19 protein-coding genes and 1 tRNA gene are annotated in these 15,731 nt (G+C 59.7%); 15 read left to right on the top strand and 5 right to left on the bottom strand.

Features of this window, described 5'->3' with window-relative positions:
- Window positions 1-5: 5 nt before the first annotated feature.
- The 5 genes from trpD to lexA all read left to right on the top strand — a co-directional run bounded on the left by trpD (window position 6) and on the right by lexA (window position 4,326).
- Entirely contained in the window at window positions 6-1,025 is a 1,020-nt protein-coding gene (gene trpD / locus SJY32_RS08445; RefSeq protein ID WP_376873819.1) for an anthranilate phosphoribosyltransferase, read from the top strand.
- A complete protein-coding gene (gene trpC / locus SJY32_RS08440; protein ID WP_376873817.1) occupies window positions 1,022-1,813 on the top strand; it encodes an indole-3-glycerol phosphate synthase TrpC in 792 nt (263 codons plus the stop codon). The genes trpD and trpC overlap by 4 nt, the downstream gene beginning before the upstream one ends.
- The gene (gene moaC, locus SJY32_RS08435; RefSeq protein WP_376873815.1) at window positions 1,810-2,286 is read left to right on the top strand and encodes a cyclic pyranopterin monophosphate synthase MoaC; all 477 of its coding nucleotides are present in this window, start codon (window positions 1,810-1,812) and stop codon (window positions 2,284-2,286) included. The genes trpC and moaC overlap by 4 nt, the downstream gene beginning before the upstream one ends.
- A complete protein-coding gene (glp, locus tag SJY32_RS08430; protein WP_376873813.1) occupies window positions 2,283-3,452 on the top strand; it encodes a gephyrin-like molybdotransferase Glp in 1,170 nt (389 codons plus the stop codon). The genes moaC and glp overlap by 4 nt, the downstream gene beginning before the upstream one ends.
- A 121-nt stretch (window positions 3,453-3,573) precedes the next feature.
- Window positions 3,574-4,326, top strand: a complete 753-nt coding sequence (gene lexA / locus SJY32_RS08425) for a transcriptional repressor LexA (protein ID WP_376873811.1) — start codon at window positions 3,574-3,576, stop codon at window positions 4,324-4,326.
- Between the two features lie 95 nt (window positions 4,327-4,421).
- Here lexA and gpt read toward each other — a convergent pair whose 3' ends face one another.
- Genes gpt through fabI form a run of 3 tightly spaced genes read right to left on the bottom strand, consistent with a single transcriptional unit; the run spans window position 4,422 to window position 6,418 of the window.
- Window positions 4,422-4,931, bottom strand: coding sequence for a xanthine phosphoribosyltransferase (gene gpt, locus SJY32_RS08420; protein WP_376873809.1), 510 nt, complete (start codon window positions 4,929-4,931; stop codon window positions 4,422-4,424).
- 10 nt (window positions 4,932-4,941) lie between these two features.
- A complete protein-coding gene (locus tag SJY32_RS08415; RefSeq protein WP_376873807.1) occupies window positions 4,942-5,562 on the bottom strand; it encodes a LysE family translocator in 621 nt (206 codons plus the stop codon).
- 19 nt (window positions 5,563-5,581) lie between these two features.
- A complete protein-coding gene (gene fabI, locus SJY32_RS08410) occupies window positions 5,582-6,418 on the bottom strand; it encodes an enoyl-ACP reductase FabI (RefSeq protein WP_376873805.1) in 837 nt (278 codons plus the stop codon).
- A gap of 168 nt (window positions 6,419-6,586) precedes the next feature.
- Here fabI and pdxH point away from each other — a divergent pair, with 168 nt between their 5' ends.
- From pdxH to SJY32_RS08365, 9 genes are all read left to right on the top strand, one after another.
- The gene (pdxH, locus tag SJY32_RS08405) at window positions 6,587-7,216 is read left to right on the top strand and encodes a pyridoxamine 5'-phosphate oxidase (protein WP_376873803.1); all 630 of its coding nucleotides are present in this window, start codon (window positions 6,587-6,589) and stop codon (window positions 7,214-7,216) included.
- A 132-nt stretch (window positions 7,217-7,348) separates the two neighbouring features.
- Window positions 7,349-7,882 carry a cold-shock protein gene (locus tag SJY32_RS08400; protein WP_376873801.1) on the top strand — a complete coding sequence of 178 codons (534 nt, stop codon included), beginning with the start codon at window positions 7,349-7,351 and terminating at the stop codon, window positions 7,880-7,882.
- Window positions 7,883-7,977: 95 nt separating this feature from the next.
- Window positions 7,978-8,478, top strand: coding sequence for a DUF192 domain-containing protein (locus tag SJY32_RS08395; protein ID WP_376873799.1), 501 nt, complete (start codon window positions 7,978-7,980; stop codon window positions 8,476-8,478).
- A 127-nt stretch (window positions 8,479-8,605) separates the two neighbouring features.
- Window positions 8,606-8,682, top strand: a tRNA-Pro gene (locus SJY32_RS08390).
- 186 nt (window positions 8,683-8,868) lie between these two features.
- Window positions 8,869-10,176, top strand: coding sequence for a glycosyltransferase (locus SJY32_RS08385; protein WP_376873798.1), 1,308 nt, complete (start codon window positions 8,869-8,871; stop codon window positions 10,174-10,176).
- Window positions 10,177-10,359: 183 nt separating this feature from the next.
- Entirely contained in the window at window positions 10,360-11,091 is a 732-nt protein-coding gene (locus tag SJY32_RS08380; RefSeq protein ID WP_376873796.1) for a MotA/TolQ/ExbB proton channel family protein, read from the top strand.
- Window positions 11,092-11,136: 45 nt separating this feature from the next.
- Window positions 11,137-11,517, top strand: a complete 381-nt coding sequence (locus SJY32_RS08375; protein ID WP_376873794.1) for an ExbD/TolR family protein — start codon at window positions 11,137-11,139, stop codon at window positions 11,515-11,517.
- A complete protein-coding gene (locus tag SJY32_RS08370) occupies window positions 11,514-11,978 on the top strand; it encodes an ExbD/TolR family protein (protein WP_376873792.1) in 465 nt (154 codons plus the stop codon). The genes SJY32_RS08375 and SJY32_RS08370 overlap by 4 nt, the downstream gene beginning before the upstream one ends.
- Complete coding sequence (locus SJY32_RS08365; protein ID WP_376873790.1) at window positions 11,975-12,808, top strand: TonB family protein; 834 nt, start codon at window positions 11,975-11,977, stop codon at window positions 12,806-12,808. Before SJY32_RS08370 ends, SJY32_RS08365 begins: the two co-directional genes overlap by 4 nt.
- A 62-nt stretch (window positions 12,809-12,870) precedes the next feature.
- On the opposite strand, the gene SJY32_RS08360 is transcribed toward SJY32_RS08365, so the two are convergent.
- Together SJY32_RS08360 and SJY32_RS08355 are read right to left on the bottom strand one after the other, a co-directional pair.
- The gene (locus SJY32_RS08360) at window positions 12,871-13,494 is read right to left on the bottom strand and encodes a YitT family protein (protein WP_376873788.1); all 624 of its coding nucleotides are present in this window, start codon (window positions 13,492-13,494) and stop codon (window positions 12,871-12,873) included.
- 139 nt (window positions 13,495-13,633) lie between these two features.
- On the bottom strand, window positions 13,634-14,152 hold the full coding sequence (locus tag SJY32_RS08355; protein ID WP_376873786.1) for a YbjN domain-containing protein: 519 nt from the start codon (window positions 14,150-14,152) through the stop codon (window positions 13,634-13,636).
- A 383-nt stretch (window positions 14,153-14,535) separates the two neighbouring features.
- Here SJY32_RS08355 and SJY32_RS08350 point away from each other — a divergent pair, with 383 nt between their 5' ends.
- On the top strand, window positions 14,536-15,633 hold the full coding sequence (locus SJY32_RS08350; RefSeq protein ID WP_376873784.1) for a Hint domain-containing protein: 1,098 nt from the start codon (window positions 14,536-14,538) through the stop codon (window positions 15,631-15,633).
- Window positions 15,634-15,731 lie beyond the last annotated feature (98 nt).

Raw genomic sequence — 15,731 nt, 5'->3', positions numbered from 1 at the left:
TGCACATGAGCGACAAAATGAAAAAGCTGATTTACGCAGCTTCCGAAGGCCCCCTGTCGCGGGCGCAGGCCGAACAAGCGTTTGAGATTTTGTTCAACGGCGAGGCGACACCGGCGCAAATCGGCGGATTGCTGATGTCGATGCGCGCGCGCGGTGAGGCGGTGTCTGAATATGCTGCGGCTGCGGCGGTCATGCGGGCCAATTGCATCCCTGTTCGCGCGCCCGAGGGCGCTATGGATATCGTCGGTACGGGGGGCGACGGCATTGGTACGTTGAACATCTCGACGGCGACCGCATTCGTTGTGGCGGGCGCGGGTGTGCCGGTGGCCAAGCATGGCAACCGCAACCTCAGCTCGAAATCCGGCGCTGCGGATGCGTTGAGTGCGCTCGGGATTGAAGTTATGAGCGGCGCCGAAACGGTGGAGCGCGCGATTGCCGAGGCAGGGATCGGTTTCATGATGGCGCCCGTGCACCATCCGGCGATGAAGCATGTGATGCCTGTGCGCACGGAGCTGGGCTGCAAGACGATCTTTAACATCCTTGGTCCGCTCACCAGTCCCGCGGGTGTGAAGCGTCAGCTTTCGGGGGCATTTGCGCCTGATCTGATCTTCCCGATGGCGGAGACGCTGCTCGCGCTGGGGTCTGAGAAGGCTTGGCTTGTTCACGGGGCGGATGGGATGGACGAGGTGTCGATCACGGGCGCGACGTCGGTTGCCGCGCTCGAGAATGGCAAGATCACCGAGTTGGAAATCCATCCCGAGGATGCGGGCCTTCCGGTGCATAAATTGCGCGATATCCTAGGCGGTGAACCGGCGGAAAATGCGGTGGCGTTGCGCGCGGTTCTGGCGGGGGAGCAGGGGGCATATACGGATGCGGTTTTGCTGAATGCGGCGGCGGCGTTGGTGATTGCGGATAAGGCATCCGATCTGAAAGGCGGCGTCGAGATGGCGCGCGAAAGCATCGCATCGGGCGCGGCAATGACGGCGCTTGTGCGTCTGGCGAAAATCTCGCAGGGGGCTGCATGAACATTCTCGATAAGATCAAGGCCTACAAGCTCGACGAAATTATCGCGCAAAAGGCATCACGGTCTTTGGCCGATGTCGAGGCAGAGGCCAAAGCCGCCTCTGCGCCGCGCGGCTTTGCCGATGCGTTGAGCGCGAAGGTCGCCTCTGGCTATGGGTTGATCGCGGAAATCAAGAAAGCGTCGCCCTCCAAGGGTTTGATCCGCCCTGATTTCCGGCCTGCCGAGTTGGCACAGGCCTATGAGCAGGGCGGCGCGGCGTGTCTTTCGGTTCTGACCGACGGGCCAAGCTTTCAAGGGGCGCCCGAGTTTTTGCGGGAGGCGCGTTCGGCGTGTAGCCTGCCCGCATTGCGCAAGGATTTCCTATACGACACCTATCAGGTCGCCCAGGCGCGCGCATGGGGGGCCGATTGCATCTTGATTATCATGGCTTCGGTTGACGATAGCCTTGCCGCCGAACTGGAGGATGCGGCCTTCGGTTGGGGGATGGATGTTCTCATCGAAGTGCATGATGCGGAGGAGTTGGACCGCGCGCTGAAAGTGACCAAATCGCCGTTGATGGGGGTGAATAATCGCAACCTCAAGACCTTCGAGGTGACGCTTGATGTGACGCGCGCCCTCGCGCCCGTGATTTTGGCCGAGAAGCGCGATCTTGTTTGCGAAAGCGGGATCTTCACGCCGACCGACCTCAAAGAGATGGCCGATGTTGGCGCGAAGCGGTTCTTGATCGGCGAAAGCCTGATGCGGCAAGACGATGTGGCGGGCGCGACGAAGGCGCTGCTGTCCCTATGAGCCTGTCGCATTTCGATGAGGGCGGGCAAGCGCATATGGTGGATGTGTCTGGCAAGCCTGTGAGTGACCGTATCGCTGTCGCGCAGGGCACTGTCGTCATGGCGGCCGAGACCTTGGCGCATGTGATGGCGGGCACCTCCAAAAAGGGCGATGTGCTGGGGATTGCGCGGATTGCGGGGATCATGGGGGCAAAGAAATGCGCCGATCTGATCCCGCTGTGCCATCCGCTGCCGATTACCAAAGTGTCTTTGGATCTCACGCCTGACGTTGATTTGCCGGGGGTGCGGATCACCGCCACCGTGAAAACGTCGGGGCAGACGGGAGTGGAGATGGAGGCGCTAACGGCGGTCTCGGTCGCGGGGCTGACGGTGTATGATATGCTCAAGGCGGTTGATAAGGATATGCGCCTTGAGGGGCTCCGCGTCATGCTGAAAGATGGCGGAAAATCAGGGCGTTACGAGGCGAATCCGTGATTTCGGTTGAGGAGGCGCGCGCGCGGGTTCTGGCGCTGGCAAAGCCCCTCGCGGGGGAGCTTGTGCCTTTGCGGCACGCGCGCGGACGGGTGATGGTCACAGATGCAATCGCTCGTTTGACACAGCCCCCCTTTGCGGCCTCCGCGATGGATGGGTATTGGCTCGCCGCGTCTGATCATCAACCGGGCGCGCGGCTTGATGTTATCGGCGAGGCCGGCGCGGGGCATCCGTTTAGCGGCGACGTGCCTGCGGGGGCCTGTATCCGGATTTTCACCGGCGCGCCCGTTCCGACATCCGGCGGGGTGGTTGTATTGCAAGAGACCGTCACGCGCGCGGGCGAAACGATTACGCTCGCGCAGCAGCTTTCCGCCAACGATAATATCCGCCCTGAGGGCCAGGATTTCCGTCAGGGCGATACATTGCGCGCGCCGCGCGTTTTGACGCCGCGTGACATCGGCCTCTTGGCTGCGATGAATGTGGCGCAGGTGGAGGTTGCGCGACGCCCTGTCGTGGCGGTCATCGCAACGGGCGACGAGCTGGTCATGCCCGGCGAGACCCCCGCCGAAGGGCAGATCATCTGTTCCAATTCCTATGCACTTGCCGCAATGATCGAGGCGAACGGTGCCGAGGCGCGCATATTGCCGATCGCGCGCGATAGCGAGGCGAGCCTGCGATTGGTCTTCGACCTTGCGAAGACAGCGGATCTGATCGTCACGTCGGGCGGGGCTTCGGTGGGGGATCACGATCTTGTCGGAAAGGTCGCGGCAGATCTCGGGTTGGAGCGCGCGTTTTGGAAAATCGCGATGCGCCCGGGAAAGCCACTGATGGCGGGGCAGATTGACGGCGTGCCGATGCTGGGCTTGCCGGGGAATCCCGTTTCGGCGCTGGTGTGTGCGGAGTTATTTCTCAAGCCGCTTTTGGGGGTCATGCTGGGGGTTGATCTGTCGCCCGTGCCGATGACCGCGACCCTGGGCGAGGACGTCGGCCCGACGGGCCCGCGCACCCATTATATGCGCGCGCAAGTCTCGGCGGGTGTCATCCGCCCCTACCGCAATCAGGATTCGGCGCTGCTGGGGATCATGACGGAGGCCAACGCGCTATTGATCCGCGAAAAGGATGATGTCGCCCGTGAGGCGGGGGAGACCTTGCACTATCTTCCGCTGTAAACGGGGCTTTGCCGTGCGCTGATGGTCTAAACTGTACGATTGACACAAAGCGGGAACGCGGGTAGAACCGAGAGTGAACATCTCGACTATGTTCAGTCGATTCATCGCCGGAGATCAGACTATGCTGACGCGTAAACAGTTGGAATTGCTCGAATTCATCCAAAAACGCACGCAGCGTGATGGTGTTCCTCCGTCATTTGACGAGATGAAAGATGCTTTGGATTTACGGTCGAAATCGGGCATCCACCGCCTGATTACGGCGCTGGAAGAACGCGGGTTCATTCGCCGCCTCGCACATCGCGCGCGCGCGTTGGAAATCATCAAGCTTCCTGAATCGATGGAACGCGCCGCGCGCGAGAAGGCGGCGCAAGAGAGTGAGGCGCTTGCCGCGCCTGCGGCCAAGTCGGGGACGTCGGGCTTCGCGCCGCGCGTGATCGAAGGCGATCGCCCCGAAACGCCGCCCGCCGCCTTGCCGATTGAGACGGTCTATGCGCGCGAATTGCCCGTGATGGGCCGCATCGCAGCAGGTGTGCCGATCGAGGCGATCTCGGAAGTGTCGCATCATGTGGCTGTTCCGGGCTCGATGCTCTCGGGGAGGGGCGAGCATTACGCGCTGGAGGTCAAAGGCGATTCCATGATCGAGGCCGGCATCAATGATGGCGATATCGTTGTGATCCGCGAGACGAGTACTGCCACCAATGGCGAGATCGTTGTTGCACTGGTTGAGGATCACGAGGCCACGCTGAAGCGCTTTTATCGCCGTGGCAATATGATCGCGCTCGAGGCCGCGAACTCTGCCTATGAGACGCGGATGCTGCGCGATGACCAAGTGAAGGTGCAGGGCAAACTGGTTGGTCTCATCAGAAGCTATTGATATCTCGAAGAATATTAAAAAACGGCGCGCCGAGTGGCGCGCCGTTTTTATGTGAATGAGAAACGATAGGCCGTAAGCCTGACGCCGCGACTGGATTAATCCTTGCCGCGGAAAGGTTGGACATATTGCAGCGCCATATCCCACGGGAAGAAGATCCAAGTATCTTGACTGACTTCTGTAACATAGGTGTCCACGAGCGGATTGCCCTTCGGTTTCGCATAAACTGTCGCGAAATGCGCGTTGGGGTAGAGTTGCCGCACGAGTTCTAGTGTCTTTCCGGTATCGACCAGATCATCAACGATCAAGATACCGGTGCCATCGCCCATCAAATCAGCCTGAGGGGATTTGGTGACGCGCGCTTCGCGTTGCGCTTGGTGCGAGTAGCTCTGGACGGAAATCGTATCCACAACACGCACATCAAGCTCGCGCGCCACGATCATCGCGGGCACTAACCCGCCGCGCGTGATCCCTACGACAGCTTTCCAAGCGCCGTCATCCGGACCTTTTCCGTCCAGACGCCACGCGAGGGCGCGGGCGTCGCGGTGAAGCTGATCCCAGCTTACATGAAAGCCTTTTTCGTGGGGCAAGCGGTCATCGGTGGTCATTGTGTTGTCCTCAGGTGAGTGCGATTTTCAGACCGAGAAGGGCGAGGAGGCCCCCGAAGGTCCGGTCAATAATAGTTTTCAGGCTCAAATACCCCTTACGGGTGCGTTCGAGCGAGAAGATGCGGCTGACAATGACGTTCCAACCGGCGTCATTGACGAAGATGATCGCGAGGATCACGGCGACGGCCCAAATCGGCGGGTGCGGCGGCACAAAACCGACGAAAATCGCACCGAAAAATACGGCCGGCTTGGGATTGGCGAGCTGTGTTGTGATCCCCAGCATGACCATTCCGAAGTTTGATCGCGGCGCTTTGCCGGTCTCTTTCAGGGTCATTTCCAGTGGCTCGGCGGCGTGGCGCCACATTTTATACGCGAGATAACCCAGATATAGCGCGCCGACGACCTTCAATACGGTGAGCAAGATCGGTGCGATCTGAAACACAACCGCAAGGCCGAACAGCGCCGCCAAAGCCCAGATGCAAGCGCCTAGGCCGATCCCGATCGACAGGTAAACCCCCCGCGCCATCCCTTCGCGCAGCGAGGTGCGCGCCGCCAGAAGCACAGCAGGGCCGGGCGAGATCGCCGCCGCCAAATGGACGAAATAGATCGCAATGAAGGCGGCGAGCGTCATGCTCTTACTCCTGATAGGATTAGTCTTTGCGGCCCGTCACAACGTCGATATCGGGCGCATCAACAGCTTTCATGCCGACGACGTGATAGCCGGCGTCCACATGAAGGTTCTCGCCCGTCGTGCCCGAGCCCAGATCGGACAGAAGGTACAGGGCGGCTTTCCCGACTTCTTCTTGGGTGACATTGCGGCGCAATGGCGAATTGAGCTCGTTCCATTTCATGATGTAACGGAAATCGCCAATCCCCGACGCGGCCAGGGTTTTGATTGGGCCTGCGGAGATCGCGTTGCAGCGGATCCCGTCTTTGCCGAGATCTTCCGCGATATATTTTACAGAAGCCTCCAATGCCGCTTTGGCGACGCCCATCACATTGTAATGCGGCATGACTTGTTCGGCACCGTAATAGGTGAGGGTGAGCAGCGAGCCGCCGTTCGGCATCAGCTTCGCCGCGCGCGCGCAAACGGCGGTAAAGGAATAGACGGAGATATCCATCGTCATCTGGAAGTTTGCCGAGGAGGTATCAACGTAGCGTCCGCGCAGCTCTGCCTTGTCGGAGAAGCCAATTGCGTGAACGACGAAATCGATCGTGCCCCATTTGTCCTCAAGTGCTTTGAACAGCGCGTCCATGGAGGCGTCGTTGGTGACGTCGCATTCGACCATGAGATCGGAGCCGATGGAGGCGGCAAGCGGCTCAACGCGCTTTTTCAACGCTTCGCCCTGATAGGAGAACGCCATTTCAGCCCCCGCATCAGCGCAAGCTTTCGCAATGCCCCATGCGATGGATTTGTCATTTGCGAGCCCCATGATCAGCCCGCGTTTGCCGGCCATCAGATTGCTTACGTTTGCTTGGCTTGACATGTCTGCCCCTCACGCTTTCTTTGTAGAGGAAAGCATTAGGCGAATGCCGAGGGCGTGACAATAGCGAGCGATGGAAGCGGAGCGAAACGCGCAGTCTCTTGGTGCGCTTTTGCGGGGCGGACGCACGTGACCATGAGGCAGGGAGACTGCTTCGGAAGGATGATGAGTATGAGTGACCGGGACGGAATTTTTGTGGGGGCGGACCCTTTTGAAATCGCGCAGCGCTGGCTGAAAGAGGCTGAGGCAACCGAGATCAACGATCCCAATGCGATCGCGCTGTCGACGGTAGACTCGGACGGGATGCCCAATGCGCGGATGGTTTTGCTCAAAGAGATCGAACCGCAACCGGCTGAAAACAACCCCTTTGGCGGTTTCGTTTTCTATACAAATTACGGCTCACCCAAGGCGCGCGAGGCCGAAGGGGCGGGTAAGGCCGCTTTCGTTATGCATTGGAAATCACTGCGCCGTCAGATTCGCGTGCGCGGGGTCACCTCGCGTGAGGAGGGGCCGCAAGCAGATGCCTATTACATGTCGCGCTCGATCAAGAGCCGTCTAGGCGCATGGGCGTCTGACCAGTCACAGCCTTTGACGTCGCGCACGCATTTGATTGCCGAAGTGGCAAAAATCACAGCGCAAAAAGGCGCAAATCCCAAGCGGCCACCGTTTTGGGGCGGTGTGAGGATACAGCCTTTAGAGATAGAATTCTGGGCGGATGGGGCTTTCCGGTTGCATGATCGCTTTGTTTGGAGAAGGTATAGCCTAGAATCCGACTGGGACGTAACGCGGCTAAATCCATGATTTTAAAAAAGTCTTGCAAATCACCTACCCAAAAGGACAGGGTGGCAGTATGGAATACCTTACTTTTGCGCTTGCACCCTCACGTAGCTCTATGAGAAGCGAGTCTGGCTGGGGAAGAACAGGACGGGAAGAATGAGCGGAGAGCAATCCGACCTCAGACAGGCGAGTGGCCGTGTCAAATGGTTCGATCCTACCAAGGGATTTGGCTTCATCTTGGATGATGAGGGCGGTCCTGATATTTTGCTGCATGCAAATGTCTTGCGCAATTTCGGGCAGGGGTCCATCGCGGATAACGCGTTGATCGATGTCGTGATCCAAAGCACGCCGCGCGGCGCTCAGGCGGTTGAGGTTCTCACCATCACGCCTCCAGAAGGTGAGGAAGGCGCGCCGATTGAGGATTTGAGCGAGGCCGATATGGCCGAGATCAATGCGCTCCCTCTCGAGCCTTCGCGCGTCAAATGGTTTGATAAGGCGAAAGGCTTCGGCTTTGCGAATGTCTTTGGCCGGCCCGAAGACGTGTTTATCCATATCGAAGTTTTACGTCGCTCCGGTTTTGCGGATCTCGGCCCGGGCGAAGCAATTTGCTTGCGGATCATTGAGGGCAAGCGCGGGCGCATGGCGGCGCAGGTGTTGTCGTGGGAAGCTGCGTTGCGCAGCGGTCGCTGACCATGGAGCGACGAGCGCCATCGAGGTCGGTTGATCAGCGCTCGGTCCGGAGCGTTGGCCTGCCGCAGATTTCCTCTTTAGTCGGTGGCGGGCTCATGCTCGCCGTTTTGCTTTTGGGCGGTCCGGTGGCCGCGCAATCGGCAAACGGCGTGCCTGTTCAGGAGTCGCCCCGCGCTGCCCCGCGTTGCGATTTGGACGCCGCGGTGATTTTGGGGGCGGACGGGCGCAAACGCGCGCAGTTTCGTATCGAGATCGCCGATGACGAGGCGGAACGCGCGCAAGGGTTAATGTTCCGCGACTCGATCTCGTCAAGCGCGGGAATGCTGTTTGTCTACGAAACCGAGGCGTCCCGCGCGTTTTGGATGAAGAACACGCTTATCCCCTTAGATATTATGTTCTTCGATGGCGCGGGGGAGTTGCTCAACATTGTGGCCTCGGCGCAGCCTTTGCGCGAGGACGCTTTGCCCTCCGAAGGGAAGGCGCAATTTGTCTTGGAAATTCAAGGCGGACTTGCTGCAAAGCTCGGCCTCACAGCCGGCGACGTCTTGCGTCACCCCGATGTTCCCCAAGACAAAGCGCTCGCACCTTGCGCGTAAACGGGTCGATTTTTTGCCTCACGTACGGCGAAAAAAGCCTGCCGCTAAAAATAATTTCATTCTTCGTCGATTTCTTGTCGAATGGGTCTTTCCCTCCCCAAAACAATACTCTAGAGACACGCTTAGTCGGGGCGTAGCGCAGCCTGGTAGCGCATCTGGTTTGGGACCAGAGGGTCGTAGGTTCGAATCCTACCGCCCCGACCATTTAAGAAGATCAAACGCTTAGCGCACTTTCGGGTGCGCTTTTTGCATTTTGCCCCTCGCTTGTGTCACGGCTGGCGGATGCAGCCAGTTGCACGCCCTTGCGAAGCTGTCGGCGCAAATTTATGGTTTGCGTGCCAACCCGCCGCGCCTTGCTGGCGGACCACACCCCATAAGGATTACCTGCCCGTGGCCAAACCCGTCATCGTTTTCGTTGGTGCTGTCTATCCCGGTCAGTTCGGGCGGCTCTGCGCCTATTTGCGCGAAACGGGGCAGGCCGAGAGCTACTTTCTGACCACGCCGGGGCATTGCGCGAACAATCCGCAACACGCCGATCATCTGCTCAGCTTTACGCCGGATGGAAAGATCATCGGGCCGCAGGGATATTATTATTCCGCCAAGGTCGAGCGGTCGGCGCGGATCGGGCGGGGGGTGCTAAAGTCGCTACTGGAATTCCAGAAGACCAAGAAGATTGACGTGATTGTCGCCCACTCGCTCTGGGGCGCGCCGCATTTCCTCTATGACGAAATTGACGCGGCCATCGTGAGCTACATCGAATTCCCGAGCTATCAGGCGCACGGATGGGATCCGAAGTATCCGCCCGATCTCGCCCAACGGATGGGCGATAAAAACACCGAGATGCTGAACCTGCATCAGGCGCTGCGCAGTGATCTGGTGATTTGCCCGAGCCGTCACGCCAAACAGATGTTTCCCAAGGCCTTGCAGGGCAATATCGAAGTACAGCTTGAGGGATTCGAGTTCGGCCCCGATCCCGTGCGGATTTCGCGTGTGCAGGGGGCTGCGAGCCTCGGTGGATCTGGGGCGGAGCCGCCAACCGATGCGGATGACGCGGCGCTTGGGAGCGCGAGGGAACGGCCCTTCACCATCGGGTTCTCGGCGCGCGATTTGTCGAGTTCGAAAGGGTTCGAAACCTATGTTCGGCTGGTAGACCGTCTGGTCACGTCGGGCACAGATGCGAAATTCGTCGCTCTGGGCGGTGCGGGTGTCACGACTTACGGATTTGAGGCGCAATGGGTTCAGCGGAAATACGGGACCGAGAGCGTTAATTTCTGTGATCATCTGATGCGCTGCTACCCTGCGGCGGCGGACGTGATCGAGTTTCCCGGGCCGCTTCCCTATGATGAATTCGTCAAACGTATCAAAGCGATAGATCTGTTTCTTTATCCGTTGAAATTCGGCGTTGCGAATTGGGGTTTGGTCGAGATTCTGGGCCGTGGGGGCTGTGTTCTTGCGCCAGATCGCGGCTATACGGCCGAGCTGATCATGGACGACGTCAACGGCCAGCTTTTGCCGGATGATGATGACGCCTGGATTGAAGCGGTGCACGCCTTGCAGGCCGATCCCGAGCGCCGCGCACGGTATAGTAGGGCGGCGAGTCGTCTCGCGCGGGCGCACTATAGCTTATCGGCTGTCGCGCCGCGCTACATGCAGCTCTTTCGTCAGGCGCAAGACAACCGCAAGGCCCGCCTTCGGTGATCGGGGCGCGGCATTGCGCGAGTATATCCGTAACTCATTGTAGTTATTGTCAGTATTGAAAATCTATCCGGTGTCTAGATCCGCCAAACCGTGCCTTTGCGCGATCAATTGGCATGCCATCAGGGTTGACAGTCGAGGCGCGTCAAAATACTTGAGTAAAACAATCAATTTTAAAGGTGCGCCGTGCCGAATTTATCCTTCTCTGATGGTTTTGAAAAACTGACCGGATTCGTCACGATGGGCGGACCCGCGATGTGGGCGATTGCAGCCTTGTCGGTTCTGACGGTGGCGGTCGCGCTTTGGAAGGTGCTCCAGCTTTTGTGGTTCGGTGCTTGGTCGGGCGGGGCGCAAACGGATCGCGCCTTGGTGCTTTGGGCGCGCGGCGCGCGGGCCGAGGCGGTTGCCATCGTCGCCAAGCGGCGATCATTGCGCGCGCGTCTCGCGCATGCGGCGATGCTTGCCGCGAGTGATCCTGGACTTACCAATGAGGCAGCGCAATCCGAGACCTTGCGCGTGGCGCGAAACCTGTTGGAGCGCGCCCGATCCGGCCTGCGCGCCTTGGAGCTTTTTGCGACGATCGGCCCTTTGCTTGGTTTGTTCGGGACGGTAACGGGCATGATTTCAGCGTTTCAAGCCCTACAAGAGGCCGGAACCCGTGCCGATCCCGCGACGCTTGCAGGCGGTATTTGGGAGGCCCTTTTGACCACCGCTGCAGGGATGGCCGTCGCTATTCCGGCGCAGATTGCATTGGCTTGGTTCGATGCCATCATCGCGCGGGTGCGTCACGACATGGAGGATTGCGCGACTCGCGTGTTTGTCCCGCGGCCGCACAGCAAGCTGCCGGATGTCTCGGCCAACGCTGCATCGGTGGTCCGCGGCGATCCGTCGGCCAATGCGCCCGCGCCATTGGCGTGACGCTGCGCAGCGTCCTCCCTTTTCAATGCTTTGCGAGATGAAAATATGTTCGTGATCGAAGCCCCGACACGCCGCCGCCGTCCCGATTTGACGCCGATGATTGACGTGGTGTTTTTGCTTCTCGTATTTTTCATGCTGTCCTCGCAATTCTCCCGCGATGTCTCGATCCCGTTATTGACGGGCGGTGGCGCGGGTGCTGCGTGGGAGGGCCCTTTGCGTCTTGTTGACGTGGGTGAGGGGGGCGCGGTCAAGCTGAATGGATCGACATTGCCGAGCGGTGACCTGGCGCCGCAGCTACGGATGTTGATGGCGGGTGATGAAGATCCGGTGGCGCTGCGCGGGCGCGGGGCGAGCACGCAGGATCTGGTTAATGTTATGGATCACTTGCGCGCCGCGGGCGTGACGCGATTGGTGGTGGTGGAATGATGCAGATCGTTGATGACGAGCCGCGCAGGGGCGGCGACACTCTACTGCCGATGATTAATGTCGTGTTCTTGCTGCTGATTTTCTTTCTGATTTCGGCGGAGATGACTCCCCCCGCGCCGATGGAGGTCGAAAGCCCCGAGGCTATTTTGGCCGAGGAGGCGAATGGCACATTCACACTCTTTGTCGATGCGCAGGGGGCTCTCGCGTATCGGGATGTTCTGGGCGCAGAGGAGGCGGGGCGCGCGGAGGTTTTGGCGGCGTTGCGCGCTGCGCGGGAAGCATATTGTGGAACTGACGACTGCGAGGCGCGTCCGCCAGAGTTGCTGGTTCGGGCGGATGCAGGGCTTGCGGTTCCCGATCTCGCGCGGTTGATCGGGGCGCTCTCGATTGCGGGTTTTGTCGATGTCGCTCTGGTGACGCGCAGTGCGGATGCGGTTGCGCCGAATGAGGGCGGGATATGAGCCGCGCAGTGCAGGGCAAGTTGATCTTCGGGGGCTGTGCGGCGGTCTCGCTCGCGCTCCACGCGGCGGCTTTCGGGTTTGGCGCGGTAGAAGGTTCTGCGATGTCGTCGGGGGAGGGCGGCGAGGCGCTCGTATCTGTCGAAGCTGGCAATGCGACGCTGACATCGATGATCGAGGCGTTTGATAGCCCGCAATTGCCCGATCAGGCCCTCGATTTGCCGCAATCTCCGCCGCAGATTGACCTGCCCGCGCCAGCCGTGCCGATTGAGGCCCTGCCGCCGATGCCTGATCTGGCAGTGTTGCAATCTGCGCCCACGATTCCGCAGGTGGCAACGATCAAGCCGCCCCCCAAGCCCGCCCGCAAAGTGACCCCGCCCAAAGCCACCCCCAAGCGCGTTGCGCAACCGCCTGCGCCGAAAGCCTCCGCCCCGAGCCGTGTGCAACAGGCGGGCGCGCAGGAGCAACGGGCCGCCGGATCGGGCGGGGGGGCATCTGCCGGCGCAGGCGGCGCGGCGCAGGCGGCGACGGTTTCCAAGGCGCAACAAAACGACCTGCGCGCGAGTTGGGGCGCATCGATCCGCGCGCGGATTGAGCGGCGCAAACGCTACCCTTCTGCGGCCGGTCGCGCGTCCGGTCGTGCGGTCGTGCGGTTGACGGTGACCTCGTCAGGGGCGCTCGCGGGGGTCTCTTTGGCGCAATCCTCTGGAAATGCGGCGCTGGATGCGGCGGCGCTCGAGTCTGTGCAGCGCGCGGGCAACTTCCCTGCTGCGCCAAAAGGGTTGGGCGGGGGCAGCTTCAGCTTCTCGCTCCCGATCAGCTTCGCGCGCTAAATCGCCCCGACATATCGGGGAAGCTCGGCGTGCCTTGCCATCCTGACGCGCCGAATACGCGCTTACGGGGCGAGGTAGCGGTCACGCCGATGGTTGAACGCGATCACCCCGTTCAACACAAGCGCGCCAAGGAATGAATACGCGACAACCGATGCAGGGAATATGAACATCGCGATCGTGAAAATCACCACATCAACGATGATCTGCGTATAGCCCGCCTTGAACCCCGTGCTGTCTTGAACAAGCAGCGCAAGCACCCCCATCCCGCCAAGTGATCCCTTGTGACGGAAACAGGCGAGCAGGCCGAGGCCGACGGTGACCCCGAACACCAGCGTGCCGATGATCGGATCGAGACGCTCAAAGACGATAAATCGCGGCAATTGATCCGACAGCAGGGAGACAGCAGTCACGCAAAACACGCTTTTAACCGTGAATTCGAGGCCTAAGCGTTTGTATGCGAAGAAATAAAACGGCACGTTGATGAGCGAGAATACCAACCCGAATGGCCACCCCATTGGATAGGCGATGAGGAGGGCGATTCCAGCTGTTTGCCCCGTCAGAAAGCCAAGCTGCGTGAGGAAAACCAGCCCGACAGATGTCAAAAAACAGCCAATCGCCAGCCCTTGAGCATCTTCAAGGGGCGTGTGGGCAACGGCATTGGTGTTGATCGTCATCGGTGCTGGCATGGTGTCACGCTACGCCGCGCTGCAGTATTAGCAAGTCAAATTTCAGGGCATGCGGCCTGATTTTCGCGTTTTGATGCGGGAGAGGGCACGGCCGGTTGTGTCTCAGGTCGAGTGTTGTGATCCCGCCCCCGCAACAGGCCTACCAGCCGATATGTTCTTTGTATTCGGCCAAGACAATGTCCCAAATGCGGAGGTTCTCGGCAAAGAGATCGGCGCTGATCCCGCCGGTCATGCTCATATCCATCTCGAGAAAGGGATCGCGTTCGCTGTCGAGATAGGCCTTCCCGTAGCGGTTATTCTCATTCCACTCATTCGCAACGGACAAATCACGACCGTCGTCCGTATCAAAACCGGATGAAAACTGAATCGAAGTGCATGATTGCCCGTCCTCGCAGCCATAGAAATAGACCGCAAAATTGCTGCCTGCGGCGGCGGAGAGGATCTTCGGATCGCCGTATTCGTCGGTCGTCAATTGTGCGCGGTACCCGAGGCGTTGCATCTCGTCCACGAGACGGTCGGGATTATCCGCCCCGATCAAGCCTTCCGTGTCGGGGATCGCGTTCGGTTGGGCAGTCTCGGCGGGGGTGAGCTCAACGGTCTGGGAGATCGCCGAAAGCGGCGGGAGAAACGCGAGCAGCGACAGGCATAAAACTTTCATCGAAAACCTCATTGGGTCTTAAGTGGGTTGCTCGGATGACAATAACCGAACTCTCTTATGCGTATTTTGTGGTGCGAAACTATCGGGGAAACAACACCTATATGCCGCGCTGCGGTGAGGGTGCTGCGGAGCATCACGCGGATGGTGCATCACGGATGTTTGATCGCGCGCAAACGTCACGGCGTTGGGCGGGGCGCATCAGTTTTGCGTGCAGTCCCCTGTAATTTACGGGTTTTTAACCTGCGGACCTGACAGTGCGCGCGATGGCCGTCGCGCTTAGGCCCGACCTCGGTCTAATTTGTAACACTTTGTTAAGTATGTAATGACCCTCAAAGCGACCGCGCTTGGCGGTGGTGCGATATTCGTTCGTGGAGTGAGATCCTATGGCTGCTACCCAGTTGATATTAAACGGTGACTTTTCAGACAGCACGAATACGAGTGCCGTGAGCTGGACCGGAACAGACATAGAGACGCGCGAGTCTGACGTCTACTTGGCTGGCACGACCGCAGAGTACGGGCGGGTCGCAGAGATGAACGGGGGACAGGGCCAAGTCACCGTTGTGCAACAGACCTTCACCGTCGATGCTGCACATACCGGAAGTTTGAGCTTCGATTTCGCCTTGCGCAGCAGCAACGGCGGGGCCACTGCAAATGTCGACGGTTTTCGTGTCGAGATTTTGGATAGCTCGGGCAACGTGCTGTTCAAGCAAAATATCTATCCGACAGAGGCCGCTTATCAGACATTTACCACCAGCGTCGAGTTTCCGTCTGACGGGGATTATACGATCCGCTTCACCGAGCTGGGTGATAACGCGGACGGGCTTGGCGCAGTCTTGGACAATGTGTCCTTGCTGGTGTGCTTCACGGGGTCGACGGGCATCGCAACGCCGAACGGGTCGGTTCGGGCCTGTGATCTCGCGATTGGCGATCTTGTGACGACGGCAAACGGGCCAAAACCGATACGTTGGATTGCGCGGCGGCATGTGAGCGCGGCCGATATCAAGGCGAACGCGCTCTACGCCCCGGTTTGCATCCGGCAGGATGCATTGGGGAGCGGCCTTCCGCACAAAGACCTGTGGCTATCGCGCCAGCACCGCCTCCTTGCCAGCTCAAACGTCGTGCAGCGAATGTTCGGGGTGACGGATGTGTTGCTTCCTTCCATCCGGCTGACCTGCTTGAACGGGATCTATGTGGACACGACGGTCGCGGATTTCGATTATATCCACATCCTGCTCGACGATCACGAGGTTCTCTATGCCGAGGGGGCACCGGCGGAGTCGATGCTATTGGGGCAGATGGCGCTCGATAGCCTGACGCCGGCGGCGATTGACGAGCTGAAGTTGATCTTCCCCGATGTGATGGAGGCGAATATCTCGGTCCGCTCGGCCTGCCATATCCCCGATGCCGCGCGGCAGAAAAAGCTGGTCGAACGTTTGAAGAAGAACGATCGTCCGGTGCTCGAAAGCTACACGACGTCTTGAGCTTGCGTGCAAAGCACGACGTGCGTTTGCGTGCAAAGCAAGGATCGCTCCGAGATCAAAACGCGGCGGGGTGACGGTCCGCGGCGTCGGTCTGTGAC

Source organism: Albirhodobacter sp. R86504, assembly GCF_042466415.1.
In the GTDB taxonomy this organism is placed as follows: domain Bacteria; phylum Pseudomonadota; class Alphaproteobacteria; order Rhodobacterales; family Rhodobacteraceae; genus Albirhodobacter.
The sequence above is the reverse complement of the archived record's forward strand: the minus strand, read 5'-3'. Positions and strand labels throughout refer to the sequence as shown.

Coding starts and splice junctions, on each gene's coding strand:
- trpD (WP_376873819.1), top strand. CDS start 6: ATGAGCGACAAAATGAAAAAGCTGATTTACGCAGCTTCCGAAGGCCCC.
- trpC (WP_376873817.1), top strand. CDS start 1,022: ATGAACATTCTCGATAAGATCAAGGCCTACAAGCTCGACGAAATTATC.
- moaC (WP_376873815.1), top strand. CDS start 1,810: ATGAGCCTGTCGCATTTCGATGAGGGCGGGCAAGCGCATATGGTGGAT.
- lexA (WP_376873811.1), top strand. CDS start 3,574: ATGCTGACGCGTAAACAGTTGGAATTGCTCGAATTCATCCAAAAACGC.
- gpt (WP_376873809.1), bottom strand. CDS start 4,931: ATGACCACCGATGACCGCTTGCCCCACGAAAAAGGCTTTCATGTAAGC.
- SJY32_RS08415 (WP_376873807.1), bottom strand. CDS start 5,562: ATGACGCTCGCCGCCTTCATTGCGATCTATTTCGTCCATTTGGCGGCG.
- fabI (WP_376873805.1), bottom strand. CDS start 6,418: ATGTCAAGCCAAGCAAACGTAAGCAATCTGATGGCCGGCAAACGCGGG.
- pdxH (WP_376873803.1), top strand. CDS start 6,587: ATGAGTGACCGGGACGGAATTTTTGTGGGGGCGGACCCTTTTGAAATC.
- SJY32_RS08400 (WP_376873801.1), top strand. CDS start 7,349: ATGAGCGGAGAGCAATCCGACCTCAGACAGGCGAGTGGCCGTGTCAAA.
- SJY32_RS08395 (WP_376873799.1), top strand. CDS start 7,978: ATGCTCGCCGTTTTGCTTTTGGGCGGTCCGGTGGCCGCGCAATCGGCA.
- SJY32_RS08375 (WP_376873794.1), top strand. CDS start 11,137: ATGTTCGTGATCGAAGCCCCGACACGCCGCCGCCGTCCCGATTTGACG.
- SJY32_RS08370 (WP_376873792.1), top strand. CDS start 11,514: ATGATGCAGATCGTTGATGACGAGCCGCGCAGGGGCGGCGACACTCTA.
- SJY32_RS08365 (WP_376873790.1), top strand. CDS start 11,975: ATGAGCCGCGCAGTGCAGGGCAAGTTGATCTTCGGGGGCTGTGCGGCG.
- SJY32_RS08360 (WP_376873788.1), bottom strand. CDS start 13,494: ATGCCAGCACCGATGACGATCAACACCAATGCCGTTGCCCACACGCCC.
- SJY32_RS08355 (WP_376873786.1), bottom strand. CDS start 14,152: ATGAAAGTTTTATGCCTGTCGCTGCTCGCGTTTCTCCCGCCGCTTTCG.
- SJY32_RS08350 (WP_376873784.1), top strand. CDS start 14,536: ATGGCTGCTACCCAGTTGATATTAAACGGTGACTTTTCAGACAGCACG.